A 15,672-nucleotide genomic window follows, 5' to 3' on the forward strand; every position below is an offset into this window, starting at 1 on the left:
AGAATTCAAATTTAAACAATATTATGGCAGGATTTACGACTTCTACGATTGGAAGAAAATACGCAATGGCATTGTCTGCGATGTTTTTGCTCCTTTTTCTAATTATGCACCTTTCGGTAAATTTACTTTCTTTGGGTGGCGAAAATGGCCCTTTCAACGCAGCATCATATTTTATGGGTTACAACCCGCTGGTACAATTTGTAATGCAACCTATCTTGGTAATCGGCGTTATATTTCACTTTGTAATGGGTTTTGTACTTGAAATTCAGAATAATAAAGCACGACCAATAAAGTACGGAACGAACAACCGAGCAGCAAACAGTACGTGGATGTCACGTAATATGCTTATTACCGGCGCTGTAATTTTAGCGTTTTTAGTACTTCATATGTATGATTTCTGGGTGCACGAAATGACTTACAAATATGTTCCGGGTGAGGGTGATGCAGCTGATGTAACAAGATTTTGGGGTGAACTTCATGCAAAATTCGCGGAGCTTTGGCGCGTGGTTCTTTATGTGATTTCTTTCGTGCTTTTGGGTTTACACCTTGCACACGGGTTTCAGTCTTCGTTCCAGTCAGTCGGTGCAAGACATCCAAAATATACACCGGTTATCAAGGCAATCGGTACCTGGTATTCCATTCTTATTCCTGCGGGTTTTATTTTTATAGCCGTTTTTCATTACGTTACTCAATAAATTTTAAGTTTTATACGACTAAAATTTAAAATTTAAAATTTAAAATTTCTAAAAAATGAGCAAATTAGATTCAAAAATTCCGGCCGGCCCGTTGGCAGACAAATGGAAAAATCATAAAGATCATATGAACCTTGTTTCACCTAACAACCGTGATAAAATTGATATCATCGTAGTAGGTACAGGTTTGGCGGGTGGCTCTGCTGCCGCAACTTTAGCAGAACAGGGTTATAATGTAAAGGCTTTTTGTTATCAGGATTCACCACGAAGAGCGCACTCTATTGCGGCTCAGGGTGGTATTAATGCTGCAAAAAATTATCAGGGTGACGGAGATTCCGTTTACCGTTTATTTTACGATACTATTAAAGGTGGCGACTACCGTTCCCGCGAGGCTAATGTTTACAGATTAGCAGAAGTTTCCGCTTCCATCATCGACCAATGTGTGGCTCAAGGCGTGCCGTTCGGTAGAGAATATGGTGGTCAGCTTGATAACCGTTCATTCGGTGGAGTGCAGGTAAAAAGAACTTTCTATGCGAAAGGACAAACCGGCCAGCAATTATTATTAGGAGCATATTCTGCAATGAGCCGACAAATCGGTAAAGGAAGAATTAAAATGTACAACCGTCACGAAATGCTTGAACTAGTTATCGTGGACGGAAAAGCGCGCGGAATTATTGCTAGAAACCTCGTTACCGGCGAAATTGAAAAACACTCTGCGCACGCTGTAGTTATCGCTTCCGGCGGATACGGAAATGTTTATTTCCTTTCTACAAACGCCATGGGATCCAACGTTTCTGCAGCCTGGAAAATCCACAAAAAAGGAGCATATTTTGCAAATCCTTGCTTTGTGCAAATTCACCCGACGTGTATTCCGGTTCACGGAACTGCACAGTCGAAACTGACTTTAATGTCCGAATCTTTACGGAACTCCGGAAGAATTTGGGTGCCGAAAAATATCGAAGATGCCGTTGCAATCCGTGAAGGCAAACTTAAACCAGAAAATATTCCGGCAGAAAACCGCGATTATTATTTGGAAAGAAGATATCCGGCTTTCGGGAACTTAGTTCCCCGTGACGTTGCATCGCGCGCAGCAAAAGAAAGATGTGACGCAGGTTACGGTATCGAAAACAATGAAACCCATGAAGGTGTTTATCTTGATTTCTCTACGGAAATTTTGAAAAAAGGAAATGAAGCAGCAATCGAGAAAAATATTCACAATCCTTCGCCGCAACAAATTTATGATCTGGGTAAAGCCTGGATTGAAGAAAAATATGGTAACCTTTTCGTGATGTACGAAAAAATTACTGCCGACAATCCATACGTGACTCCGATGAAAATTTATCCTGCGGTACACTATACCATGGGTGGCGTTTGGGTTGATTACAATTTGATGTCAACCATTCCGGGTTGTTTCGTAATTGGTGAAGCTAATTTCTCTGATCACGGTGCGAACAGATTGGGTGCTTCAGCACTGATGCAAGGTTTAGCGGATGGTTATTTCGTGTTACCTTATACCATTGCGGATTACTTAGCAGCCGACATCAGAACCGGAAAAATCCCAACAGATTTGCCGGAGTTTGATGCTGCAGAAAAAGAAATTCAGGATAAAGTTGCTTTCTTTATGAACAATAAAGGTAAGCACAGTGTAGATTATTTCCACAAAAAATTAGGCCATATTATGTGGAATAAAGTTGGAATGGGCCGTACACCGGAAGGTTTAAGAGAAGCCATTACAGAAATCGAAGAAGTTCGGAAAGAATTCTGGGCAGAAGTAAAAGTTCCAGGTGAAGCTAATGGGATGAATATGGAGCTTGAAAAAGCTTTCCGGGTTGCAGATTTCCTAGAATTAGGTCAGCTGATGGCAATGGATGCACTGAAAAGAGAAGAATCTTGCGGTGGACATTTCCGTTGGGACCATGCCACGCCGGAAGGAGAAGCAGAACGCGACGATGAGCACTTCAAATATGTTGCTGCCTGGGAATATCAGGGTGGCGACATCAACCAAGAAATGATGCATAAAGAAGATTTGATTTATGAAAACATCGAAGTGAAAACAAGAAGCTACAAATAATCTCCAAAATATAATATAAAATGAGTACTAAAAAAGGATTAAACCTGACTCTAAAAATTTGGAGACAGAAAAACAATAAATCAAAAGGACAATTTGAGACTTACAAAATTTCCGGTGTTTCTACGGATTCTTCGTTTCTGGAAATGTTGGATATGCTCAATGAAAATTTAATCAACGAAGGTCAGGAGCCTGTAGCTTTCGATCACGACTGTCGCGAAGGAATCTGCGGTATGTGTTCGCTGTACATCAACGGCCGTCCGCACGGACCGGACACCGGAATCACCACTTGTCAGCTGCACATGAGAATGTTCAAAGATGGCGAAACAATTCACATTGAACCGTGGAGAAGTGCTGCGTTCCCAATCATTAAAGATTTGGTAACCGACAGAAGTTCTTTCGACAGAGTGATGGCAGCCGGCGGATTTATTTCCGTAAACACTTCTGGGAACACCTTAGATGCAAACGCGATTCCCGTTCCGAAAGAAGATGCTGACAACGCAATGGACGCTGCGGCTTGTATCGCGTGTGGTGCCTGTGTTGCAACGTGTAAAAACGGTTCGGCAATGTTATTCGTGGGTGCTAAAGTTACCCAGCTTGCACTTTTGCCTCAAGGTAGAGTGGAAGCTGAAAGACGAGTGCTGAATATGGTGAAAGCCATGGACGAAGAAGGTTTTGGAAACTGCTCTAATACCGGCGCCTGCGAGGTGGAATGTCCAAAAGGAATTACCCTTGCCGTTATCGCAAAAATGAACAGAGAATATATGTCTGCAAATATTGATAAAGGCTAAATCTGTACAAAAAATACCAAAAGCTGTTTTCTCTAAGGAAAGCAGCTTTTTCTTTGTTAAAATATCACAAATCTTATTTTTAAATTTCTTATAACTCAGCGAATACCTTATTTTTGCTGAAAGTTAAAAGCATATCTGCTTTAAATATTTTTAAATCATAAAAGTAAAATCATAAAAAATGAATAAGTTTTTTCTAATGCTCTTAATCGCCTTCGTGGCAATGTCCTGTTCAAAAAAAGTGGAGGTTTCCGGTAATTTTGCCGGCGGTTCACCTTTGGAAAGGATAGAATTCATCGAAGCTTCGGGTGTGGCAACTCTCCCGCTCATCAATATCGGTGTAGACGCGAAAGGAAATTTCTCCGGCAGTTTCGAAGCGCCAAAAGACGGAATGTACATCATGACCTACGCTGGAAAGCAGGCGATGATTTACCTGAAAGGCGGTCAGAAAGTAAATATTTCCGGCTCAGCGCAATCTTTCCCGGCACAGTTTACCGTGGCAGGTGATGCTAAAAATAACAACCAATATTTAAAAGAAGTTCAAAAACTCATCGAAAGCTACGCAGCGAAAATAAATGTTGGCGAACTGGTTTCCAAAGATGAACCAGCGTTCTTAAAGGAAATTGAAAAAATAAGCGCCGATTTGAACCAAAAAATTGAAACTGCCGCAAAAAGCACATCTCCGGACAGCGAAGTGGTGCAGTGGAAAAAAGACGAATTGAACGCGAGCGTTTTGGGCTTGATGAATCAATACGAAATGAACCGCCCGATGGTAAGCCAAAACCCAAACTTTAAAGTTTCGAAAAACTTTACGGATATGGAAGCAAAACTGAAAAAAGACGAAGACCGTTTGCTGAAAAACCAGCCGATTTACCGCAATTATCTGTTGGGCAAATTAAGCAAGGATTTTCAGGCTTACGCGGATGCGAACAACAAAACCGGAACTGAAGTTTCTTCCGTACTGTTCTCGAAATTTTTGGATACCAAAAAAGATTTATCTCAGCTTGCAAAAGATTATCTGTTGGCGTTCGTAATGTCAAACAGCGATATTAATCCGTCTACAAGCGAAGCTGATGCTGCAAAAATCAGCAAAATTATCGACGAAAAAATCAAGGATAAAGAAATTAAAGAAGATTTAAAAAGAATTCAATTCGTTATTTCTGGGCCGAAAATCGGTGAAGCTGCGCCAAATGCAAAATTAATTAAGGCAGACGGCGGCGATTTCAACCTTTCTGCAGCTACTGAAAAACCAAAATTGGTGATGTTTTACGCATCGTGGAATCCGTACATCGCAGAATCTAATATTCCCGTTTTGCGCGAAGTGGTAAATTTCTACAAATCGAAAATGGATTTTGTTTTCGTGAATCTGGATGATACCAAAGACCAGTTTGGCAAAACCAGCAAAGCGCTTTTACAGGGAATCCCGGGAACCAACGTCTACGCGGAAAACGGCATGAATTCTCAGATTGCGAAAGATTTAGGAATTTATGGTTTTAAAATGCCTTCTTATGTTGCTGTTGGTAAAGACGGAAAAATCGCTAGCAAGTTTTTCTACAACTTAGGCGATCCGGAATTGATTGCGGTTCTGGACCAGCTGACAGGTTTGAAAGCGCCAACCGCCGCGCCGGAAGCAACTTTGCAAAATGATTTGCTTGCGCCGCAACAGCAACCGGCACTGGAAACTAAATAGTTTATAACATTTTTTAATATAAAAATTCTGCCCTTTTTGGGCGGAATTTTTTGTTTTGATGAAATGCTTTTTTAATTTGGAAAATTCCATTTTCAGAAAAAATTGCAGTTTCAACAGCATATTTTTCCAATTTAATTGAAAGCAAATTCGTGCATTCTTGGCAGTTATTTTTTTCAAAATTTTATGCTTTTAACACCTAATTTTTTCATTTTAACAAAGATGAAGATCTGAATATTTACATGAAAACTTTCAGCATTAATTAAAATTTATTTGCTGCTATTTGAGGCTTTTTTTTGATTTTAATAGAAATGAAATTTTTTACATCAAATTAAAAATCAGGAAAAAACACCGTTTAAGCCGGTAAAATTTCGAGCTGTAATTGCGCCGCGTTTTTTATTTTAAAACCTTACTTTTGCGCACAGATAAATTTCAATGAGAAAGAAGAACAAAAATATTATTTTAGAAAATATTAAGCTGGTTTCGGCGGGCTCTAAAGGCGTTGCTGTAGGGAAGACCGTGGAAGGAAAAACCGTTTTGGTTTCCGGCGCGGTGCCGGGCGATGTGGTGAATGCACGCGTGAGAAAATCCAAATCCAATTACTACGAAGCGGAAATGGTGGAAATTATTGAGAAATCACCGTTTCGTGTGGAGCCGCGCTGTATTCATTTCGGTGTTTGTGGCGGCTGCAAATGGCAGAATCTGGCTTATGAACAGCAGCTGGAATTTAAGCAGGACGAAGTTTATAATCATATCAAAAGAATTGCGGGCATTGAAGATTTCGAAACTTTACCAATTTTGGGCAGCGAAGAGCAGTATTTTTACCGCAATAAAATGGAATTTTCTTTTTCCAATGCGCGCTGGCTTACGCAATATGAAATCAGCGCTGAAGAAAATTACGGCAACCGCGATGCTTTGGGTTTTCATATTCCGGGAATGTGGAGCAAAATTCTGGACCTCAAAGAGTGTTTTTTGCAGGAAGATCCGTCCAACGCAATGCGTTTGGCGATCCGGAATTACGCGGTTGATAATGGTTTGGAATTTTTCGATGTGCGGAACCAAAGCGGTTTTCTAAGAACGGTAATGTTCCGCCAGAATTCGCGCGGTGAATGGATGGTTTTGTTTCAATTATTCCGAAAGGAAAAAGATCAGGAAAAAATGTTCAATTTTTTACTCGAAAAATTTCCGGAAATTAAGACGTTGATGTTTGCCATCAATTCAAAACAAAATGATTCACTTTACGACCAGGAAGTTCAGATTTATTCCGGACCAGGATTTTTAATGGAGGAAATGGAAGGTTTGCGTTTTAAAATCGGACCGAAATCATTTTTCCAGACGAATTACAAACAGGCTTTAAATCTTTACCAAAAAACGCTGGAGTTCGCTGATTTAAAAGGTGATGAGGTTGTTTATGATCTTTATACGGGAACGGGAACCATTGCGCAATATGTGGCGAGAAAAGCAAAACAGGTCATCGGAATTGAATCGGTGCAGGAATCCATTAATTCTGCCATCGAGCACGCGGCGCTGAACGGTTTGGAAAACTGTACATTTTATTGCGGCGATATGAAAGAAATTTTTAATGATGAATTTATTGCGCAGCATCCAAAAGCTGATGTTTTAATTACCGATCCGCCGCGCGACGGCATGCACCAGAAAGTGGTGGAACAAATCTTAAAAATTGCACCGGAGAAAATCGTTTATGTCAGCTGTAATTCGGCAACACAGGCGCGCGATCTTGCATTGATGAAAGACCATTACCGTCTGGTGAAAATTTTACCTGTAGATATGTTCCCACAAACGCATCATGTGGAAAATATTGCCCTGTTATATCGAATATAAATACTATTTTTATTTTTTAAAATTAAATAATGAAATCATTGAAAAACATTCTATCTGCTCTCTTGGTTTTTGGTGTAATTACCGGTGCTTCAGCGCAGGAAAAAAAGGACACTTTAACGGCGAAAAAAGATACTGCCGCTTCATCAAAACCGAAAAATACTGCTAAAAAGCCCGAAAAAATTAAACCTTACAAAGATGTGATTACGGCGAAAGCAGTATCCGATCAGGGCGTGCTTGCGGTTCATAAAGTTGAGGATAAATTTTATTTTGAAATTCCAAATTCCGTACTTGCGAAAGAGTTTTTGCTTGTAAGCAGACTGACAAAAGCGGCAGCAGGAATGCGTTCCGGAACCAGCGGATATGCGGGAGACCAGATCGCGCAGAATGTCATCACTTTTGAGAAAGGACCGGAAGACAAGATTTTCATTAAATCTATTTCGTATGTAGATTATGCGAAAGATTCCACTTCCGAAATGTACAATTCGGTGATGCGTAATAATATGCAGGCGATTATTATGTCTTTTGACATCAAAGCATATGGTGCTGATAAAAAATCATCGGTAATTGATGTTACCGATATGCTGAACGCCGATAATGAGCTGGTTTCATTTGCGGCGCCGGTAAAAAACAATTACAAAGTTGGCGCTTTCCAGAAAGATAAATCGTTTGTAAATTTTGTAAAATCTTTCCCGAATAACCTCGAAATAAATACCACCAAAACTTTTGCGAAAACTTTGGGCAGAATTACCGTTCCGCCAGGTCAGGAAAGACCGGTGGTGAGCGGGAATTACACTGTGGAAATCAATTCTTCACTCGTACTTTTACCAGCTAACAAAATGCAGGCAAGATATTTCGATCCGCGTGTTGGTTATTTCGCGGTTGGTTATACCGATTTTGATCTTGATCCGCAGGGCGTAAAAAGAGTTTCATTGATTAAAAGATGGAGACTTGAACCAAAACCTGAAGATCTGGAAAAATATAAAAGAGGCGAACTCGTTGAGCCAGCAAAACCGATTGTTTTCTATATCGATCCCGCAACGCCGAAAAAGTGGGTTCCGTTTTTAGTGGAAGGTGTGAATGACTGGCAGAAAGCTTTTGAAAAAGCAGGTTTTAAAAATGCGATTTATGCAAAAGTTCCGAATGCGAAAGACGATCCTGAATGGAGTTTGGAAGACGCGCGTTTTTCCGCGATCGTTTATAAACCTTCGGATGTGCCGAATGCTTCGGGCCCTTCAATTTCAGACCCAAGAACCGGGGAAATTTTAGAAAGTCATATCAACTGGTATCACAACGTGATGTTGCTTTTAAGAAACTGGTATTTCGTGCAGGCCTCACCAAACGATGCACGCGCCAGAAAAATGGATTTTGATGATGCGTTGATGGGACAACTGATCCGTTTCGTTTCTTCGCATGAGGTTGGTCACACTTTAGGTTTACGTCACAACTACGGTTCAAGTTCCAGCGTGCCGGTTGAAAAACTGCGCGACAATAAATGGTTAGAAAAAAACGGTCATACGCCATCAATTATGGATTATGCGCGTTTTAATTATGTTGCACAACCGGAAGACCGTGTAAAAGCAGCCGGACTAATGCCGAGAATTGGTGATTATGACGACTGGGCAATCGATTGGGGTTACCGAAGATTTTACCAGTTCAATTCTCCGGATAAAGAAAAAGAACACCTGAATAAATGGGTGATGAACAAGTTGAAAGACAACAGACTTTGGTTTGGAACTGAAAGCAATGCGTACGATCCGCGTTCCCAAAGCGAGCAGGTTGGTGATGATGCAATGCTCGCAAGCACTTACGGTATTAAAAACTTGCAGCGAATTGTAGATAATTTACCAAACTGGACCAAAAAACCAAACGAAGATTACTCAAACCTTGCGTTGATGTACGATCAGGTTACAGGACAGTTCGGCAGATATTTAGGTCACGTTTCGAAATACATCGGTGGACAGATGGAAACACCAAAAACTTTGGAACAAAAAGGACCGGTTTACGAAGTGGTTTCAAAAGAAGACCAAAAAAGATCATTGGATTTCTTAAGCAAAAACATCTTTACCACACCGGAATGGCTGTTGCAGAAAGATGTTTTCCAGAACACGGAAAAAACACCGGTAGCGGTAGTTGAAGGTTTGCAGAATTCAGTTTTAAACCGAATTTTAAGCGCCAATGTTCTTCAGATGATGTATCAAAATCAGGTGATGGACAAAAACGCGTATCCGTTGGTGGAATATATGAACGATTTGAAAAACTCGATTTTCACTAATGGTGAAACCGATATTTACCGCAGAAATCTTCAAAGAAATTATGTTGGGTCGCTCATCAATTTATTGACAGCAAAACCAGCGCCGACTTCCCGTTTTTCTGATGGTGTAACGGTTTCTGAGAATTCTGATGTAACTGCAGTTGTTCGCGGAACTTTGAAAAGCATCAAAGATGAAGCAGCTCAAAAAACTGCAACCGATTTAATAAACAAATATCATTACGACGATTTGGTGTACCGAATCGACAAGGCTTTAGATCCTAAATAATGAAAAAAAAACTGCTTTTTCTCTGTTTTTTTTCGATTTTCCTTTTTTCCTGCGGGTCAGATGACGACATCTGTATCAGCGGAGAAGCCACACCAAGGGTGAAAATCAAATTTAAAACACAGGCAACGGGCAAAATAAAAACACTGGACTCTCTCTTTATCAATGTTGATTACGGGAAGGGTCCAGTGCCCGTTTTCGGGAGCGTGGTAAAAACCGATTCGGTGCTCATACCCATTCGCGTGGACGATTCACCTTTTACCGATATTTATGTGGGAACGTCAAGAAAAGCGGTAAATTCTAAAATCAAATTGAATTATACCACTGTGGCGGAATATGTTTCGCCCGCGTGTGGCATTAAAAAAGTTTACCAGAATTTCCGTCCGGAGCTTGAAATTCCCAATCCTGTTCTTGGTTTAGAAACCAACCAAACTCAGATTACCGATGAAAACAAAACGCATTTTTTCCTTCTTTTTTAGCCTGATTTTTATGTTTTCTCTGGCGCAGAATAAAAAAGATTCTGTAAAAACTGCCTGGAAATATGAACCGAATTTTTTGGTAGGTTTTGATGTTTTAAATGCAAGTCTTGCGGTATTTACAGACCGGAAATTAATTCAAGGTTTTGTCTCTACCAAAATTAAAAATGATTTTTACGCTATTGTTGATGGCGGTTTTGAGTCCAATATTTATCAGAAAAACGGTTATGATGCTAAAGCTTCCGGACCCTTTGTGCGTTTGGGAAGTTCGTACATGTTGGCAAAAGATCCCGAAAATGAGCTGAACGGCTTTTTTATCGGTGCAAAAGCTGCGGCTTCTTTGTATTCTCAGGAATATTTCGCCGTGCCGATTCGCGGTTATGGCGACAGCGATGTTTCCACCGCTTTTCCGGCTTCTACACAAAGTTCTTACTGGCTCGAAGGCGCTGTTGGCGGACGAGTTCAGCTCTTCGAAACGCCACTGTACATCGAAGTGACAGCGCAGCCAAAATATTTATTGTATTCCACCACGCAGGAAGAAATAAAACCGATGATCGTTCCCGGATTTGGTAAAAGTTCTGCGAAATTCAATATGGGTTTTTCGTGGAATATTGCGTATTCTTTTTAGCTAAAACGTAAAAAAATACCGTTTTTGCCGGAATTTTTTTTAATGAATCTTTCAAAATTTATTCGCCGTTATTTAGCCCAATTTTTTCTTTTTATAAATTCCTTAAAAAGCTTGATATCTGTAGCTTAAAAACACTTTCCAGTTATTTTCATTTTAGATAAGTCAAAAATAATCTACATTTGAATATTAAAAAACACAAGAATATGCAGAAGATTTTTCTTTCCTTTCTTTTCGTAATCTTTTCAACAGCAGCTACCGCTCAGTGGATTCGCACAACCGCGCAAGGTGAACAGATAAATAAACCGACGCAGCACACCGCTTATTACGCTTTTGATCAAAATAAAATGATTTCAGCGCTTAAAAATGCAGATGAATCTGGCAAATATGCTGCTCCTGTTGAAATTACGCTGCCAACGTTGGACGGCAGACTGGAAAGATTTGCGGTGTACAGCTCGCCGGTGGTGGTAAAATCTTTGGCAGACCGTTTCGGTTTGGGTTCGTATGTTGGTGTCGGTATTGATGATCCCACGGCTTATGTACGCTTCAGCATGGCACCCAACGATTTTCAGGCGATGATGATCAGAAACGGCGTTTACGAATTCATCGAACCGCAAAACACCGAGAAATCCATTTACCGTGTTAAACCGAAAAGCACCAGAGCGAGCGGTTCACAAGCGTTCGTTTGTTCAACCAACGAAAATCCCTTAACCAAACAGCAGATTGATCAGCTCTATTCCGAAGGAAAAAGTTTCGATAAAAATGCTTTAAATTTTGCGAAATCATCCGATAAAAAATTCCGCACTTTGCGTCTGGCTTTGTCGGTAAACGGTGAATATACGCAGTATTTTGGCGGTGTTTCCCAGGCTTTAGCTGCTATTAATGCTACGCTCACGCGGGTGAACGGAATATTTGAAAGAGATTTTGCCGTACGCCTCATTTTACAGAATTTCCCAGAACTTATTTATGCAAATCCCGATACGGATCCATATACAAATCTAAATAATTGGAACGTTGAGCTTCAGAAAAATCTTACCAAAACCATCGGAAATAATGCCTATGATATCGGGCATTTATTTGGCGCTTCGGGCGGCGGAGGCAATGCCGGCTGCGTAGGATGTGTTTGTGTAAACCCGACCAGTGATACGGACAGAGGTAAAGGTTCCGGAATCACTTCGCCGGCGAATAACATTCCGAAAGGTGACAGTTTTGATCTTGATTTCGTGGCGCACGAACTTGGGCACCAGCTCGGTGCGACGCACACTTTTTCGCATATTTTAGAAGGCGGCAATAATGTGGAACCGGGTTCAGGCTCTACCATAATGGGCTACGCTGGAATCACTGGTGCCACAACCGATGTTCAAGCACAGGCTGATGCTTATTTTCATGTGGTTTCTATCAATCAGGTTCAGAATAATTTAATTAATAAAACCTGCGATGTGGAGGTTCCTATCAGCAATAATCCGCCGGTTATCACGCCGATGCCGGAAGTTACCATCCCAAAATCCACGGCTTTTGTTCTAACCGCCCAGGCTACAGATCCAGAAAAAAATCCGCTGACGTACACCTGGGAAGAAGTTGATAATGCTTTGACGCCGATTGAAAAGGAAAATCTTGGAAAAACAACCACCGGTGCAAGTTTCCGGTCTTTACCGCCAACTCCAAACCCCACGCGGTATTTCCCGAAATTGGAAACGGTGCTTTCAGGCGTGGTGAGAAGTCCCGACAGTTGGGAATCGGCTTCACTAGTTGCACGAATCTCAAATTTTAGTATTAATGTTAGAGATAATCACCCTGATGCTACGCAAAAACAAACGCAAAGTGCCATTCAGAAAGTGATCGTGAGCGATAATGGTCCGTTTAAAATTACAAGCACGAAAGTTTACAATAACGCCTCCGGACCGTTAACCTGGGATGTTGTCGGCACCAATGCTGCGCCGTTTAATGTTAAAGACGTGCGCATAGATTATACCAAAGACGATGGCGATACCTGGTTGCTGGTAACCGCTTCCACACCGAATGACGGTGTAGAACTGTTCAATTTTCCGTCTTTAGCTACAAACCTCGAAATTAAGGTAAGAATTTCCGCAATCGGAAATGTATTTTATGCTGTTGCACCGGTGACGATGGCGCCAATAGCACCGTGCGACGGTACAGCACCGAAGAATTTCACGGTAAGCACAGTGACCGTCAATAGCGCAACTTTAAGCTGGGAAGCGGTGGCAAATGCTACTTATATGGTGCGGTTTAAAAAATCAACTGAAACCGCTTGGACACAAATTCCGGTTACGGGCGTTAGCTATACGCTTACCAATTTAGCGGAAAGCACAGATTACAATGTCCAGGTCGCAGCTGTTTGCTCCGGTACCGTCGGTGTATATGCAAACGCAAACTTTAAAACCACGGGATTGACATATTGCGATTTGGATGCGAACAGCGCAGCGGACGAATATATCAGTAAAGTTGAGATTATCGCTGAAAAAGCAACCGGCGTCACCAGCGATTCCGGAGCTTCTACCTATTCGGATTTTTCAGCTGATCCGGCGCGGTTGGTGAAACTTAGGGCGAATACCACAAACAACATCATTAAGGTGACTAAAACCTGGCCGGGCGACAAATTTAATGACGGTGTAACGGCATGGATTGATTTCAACCGAAATGGAATTTACGAAGCGAGTGAACTCATTATGTCGAGTTCACCAAGTCAGACAACACCAGTTTCTGCAACTTTCGCGGTGCCGGCTGATGCTTATACTGGAGACAAAACTGTTGGAATGCGCGTGGTTTTAAGATATAATGCCTTACAGACTTCACCGTGCGGAACTTTTAATTATGGTGAAGTTGAAGATTACGCCGTAAAAATAAGCGCTGATCTGGCGGTGAACGATCTGGCTTCAACAGAAATTAAGGTTTACCCAAATCCTGCAACCGAGGTTTTGAATGTAACCAAAGTTTCAGATAAAGCTGCTTTTGAAATTTATAATATGTTAGGTCAGCTTGTTGACAAAGGTGTAATTAAAGATCACCAGGTTGGTGTTTCAACTTTAATTAAAGGTGTTTATATCATTTCCTTCAAAGATGTTGAGGAAACTGCAAAAGTGAAATTTATAAAGAAATAGCACCGAATTTTTTTTAAAAACATATCTCTATCCCCGGAATATTTCGGGGATTTTTATTTATTTGCCGTTATCTGGGCATATTTTCTGATTTTAACCAAACTTTAACCTCAATTTAGCATCAAAGAAATTAATCTTAGCGAAAAAGCATTTAATTTTGCGCACTGTATGAAGAAGCTACTGTTACTGGCCGTTTTTTTTATTTTAATTCAATTCAAGGCGCAATATTTCAGCGGAGAAATTATCATCCGTGATAAATCGGTTTATTATCTGAACCAAATTTACGTTACCAATTTAACAGACCGCAAAACGGTGTACACCGACCATTTCGGAAGTTTTAAAATTCCTGCAAAACCCGGCGATGTCATCCGTTTTACCTCAATAGTTACGGACAGAAAAGATGTAAAAGTTACCGAAGAGCAACTGCAGACTTCACTAAATGTGGTAGAACTGAAAATTGCGTACTACGATATTCAGGAAGTGGTCATCAGCAAATTTAAACCGACAGGAAATCTCCGCAAAGACGTAAGCTCGCTAAAAAATGGTGAAAAAGCTTTGGCTTTGCAGCAAATGATTGGTTTGCCAAGTCCGAAAGGCGACGGCACTTCGCCACAGCTTCCGGTCGCGTCGCTGCAAGGTGGTGGCTTGTCTTTCAGCGTAGAAAGCATGTACGATATTCTTTCCGGTGAGCGCAAGAAAAAAGAAAGAGCCGAGCAGTACGAAAAAATGAATTCAACCGTTATTAATATCAAAAATTATTTTGGCGTTCCGTATTTTACCAATTTAAAAATTCCCGAAAATCTTATCGAAAATTTTCTGCAGTTCGTGTATTCGTCAGATGATATTTATTCCTTCGTTGCAGCGAAAAATTATGAAGGAATCACGTTGTATATTGAAAAATATCTGCCGATTTACCAGCGCCGTTTAAGAAATTCTAATTTGATGGAGCAGGTTAAATAAGGCAGCATAACTCTTTTATAAGGAATAATTTTTTATATTTGGCGACGTATCTTGAAAAAGGTATTTTTTAGCACACCAAAACTAGAAATTTACTTGAACTGATAATTTATACACTCTATGGCATTTTTGAAAAAGGTATCTTTTTTACTTCTTATCACTTTGTTTTCTGCAAATATTTCGGCACAGAAAAAAATGAAGGATTATTCCCGTATTATGCGAAGCACCAGTATTTATGAAATTGATGCTTTTTTGAAAGACGCGCATCCCGATGATCCAAAACGACTGCTTCTGAAACCAAGGCTGATAAAACTGATGAAAGAATATATCAAAAAAGCGCATCCTTCGGACCAGCGAGTGCCGGATTTTCAGGAGAAAATAGCTTTACTTTACAGAAGACCTTCCACGAAAATTAGTTTTGAGGAGATGAATGAAATCATCAAACAAAAACAAATCGCGAAGCTGGAAGCTGAAGTTGCGGCAAAAAGTTACGCCGCAAATCAGGATTTAGCAGCTTTGGGTGAATCATCAACTTTAATGGATGCCAATGAACAGGAAGAATTTCTGATGCTGATGTCTGTTTCGCCCGCGGAGCATAAGCATAAAACTGTTCAGCTTTTAAACTCCCTGTTTGACAACGATCCTGCAAGCAAAGAAAGTATTGTGATGATTGAAAATAAGTCAAAATGCAATATGATCATGCGGATTGAAGGCGTAGGGAATACGAAATACCGTCTTGCGGTTCCCACGCAGGCAGAAGGTTCTATTGTAGTACAAAAGGGCAGTTATCTCTTCACAACTAAGATTTGCGGCGCTGATTACGCTTCGCAGAAATCTATTGAAAAAGCCATCATCGTTTCGCTGAACAATCCGGGAAAATAATTTCC

General features: G+C 40.6%; 11 protein-coding genes. All 11 read left to right on the forward strand.

Translation table 11 applies throughout. The features are described 5' to 3' along the window. Nucleotides 1–23 precede the first annotated feature (23 nt). Entirely contained in the window at nt 24–695 is a 672-nt protein-coding gene (locus BMZ55_RS08800) for a succinate dehydrogenase cytochrome b subunit (RefSeq protein WP_089820026.1), read from the forward strand. A 55-nt stretch (nt 696–750) separates the two neighbouring features. Continuing rightward, nucleotides 751–2,763 carry a fumarate reductase/succinate dehydrogenase flavoprotein subunit gene (locus BMZ55_RS08805; RefSeq protein WP_089820027.1) on the forward strand — a complete coding sequence of 671 codons (2,013 nt, stop codon included), beginning with the start codon at nt 751–753 and terminating at the stop codon, nt 2,761–2,763. Between the two features lie 20 nt (nt 2,764–2,783). Then, nucleotides 2,784–3,551: a succinate dehydrogenase/fumarate reductase iron-sulfur subunit gene (locus tag BMZ55_RS08810; protein ID WP_039341446.1), complete on the forward strand. Its 768-nt coding sequence runs from the start codon at nt 2,784–2,786 to the stop codon at nt 3,549–3,551. Nucleotides 3,552–3,729: 178 nt separating this feature from the next. Continuing rightward, nucleotides 3,730–5,238 (forward strand): TlpA family protein disulfide reductase, encoded by a 1,509-nt coding sequence (locus tag BMZ55_RS08815; protein ID WP_089820028.1) that lies wholly within the window; start codon nt 3,730–3,732, stop codon nt 5,236–5,238. Nucleotides 5,239–5,670: 432 nt separating this feature from the next. Then, a complete protein-coding gene (gene rlmD, locus BMZ55_RS08820) occupies nt 5,671–7,077 on the forward strand; it encodes a 23S rRNA (uracil(1939)-C(5))-methyltransferase RlmD (protein ID WP_089820029.1) in 1,407 nt (468 codons plus the stop codon). A 29-nt stretch (nt 7,078–7,106) separates the two neighbouring features. After that, a complete protein-coding gene (locus BMZ55_RS08825) occupies nt 7,107–9,614 on the forward strand; it encodes a zinc-dependent metalloprotease (RefSeq protein WP_089820030.1) in 2,508 nt (835 codons plus the stop codon). After that, the gene (locus BMZ55_RS08830) at nt 9,614–10,090 is read left to right on the forward strand and encodes a hypothetical protein (RefSeq protein ID WP_089820031.1); all 477 of its coding nucleotides are present in this window, start codon (nt 9,614–9,616) and stop codon (nt 10,088–10,090) included. Before BMZ55_RS08825 ends, BMZ55_RS08830 begins: the two co-directional genes overlap by 1 nt. Then, nucleotides 10,056–10,715: a DUF6048 family protein gene (locus BMZ55_RS08835; RefSeq protein ID WP_089820032.1), complete on the forward strand. Its 660-nt coding sequence runs from the start codon at nt 10,056–10,058 to the stop codon at nt 10,713–10,715. The genes BMZ55_RS08830 and BMZ55_RS08835 overlap by 35 nt, the downstream gene beginning before the upstream one ends. A 203-nt stretch (nt 10,716–10,918) precedes the next feature. Continuing rightward, entirely contained in the window at nt 10,919–13,831 is a 2,913-nt protein-coding gene (locus BMZ55_RS08840) for a reprolysin-like metallopeptidase (RefSeq protein ID WP_089820033.1), read from the forward strand. A 165-nt stretch (nt 13,832–13,996) separates the two neighbouring features. Further along, nucleotides 13,997–14,788, forward strand: a complete 792-nt coding sequence (locus tag BMZ55_RS08845; protein WP_089820034.1) for a hypothetical protein — start codon at nt 13,997–13,999, stop codon at nt 14,786–14,788. A 192-nt stretch (nt 14,789–14,980) separates the two neighbouring features. Beyond that, nucleotides 14,981–15,667 (forward strand): DUF6759 domain-containing protein, encoded by a 687-nt coding sequence (locus tag BMZ55_RS08850; protein WP_233701810.1) that lies wholly within the window; start codon nt 14,981–14,983, stop codon nt 15,665–15,667. Nucleotides 15,668–15,672 lie beyond the last annotated feature (5 nt).

The organism is Kaistella treverensis, from assembly GCF_900114045.1.
Taxonomy (GTDB): domain Bacteria; phylum Bacteroidota; class Bacteroidia; order Flavobacteriales; family Weeksellaceae; genus Kaistella; species Kaistella treverensis.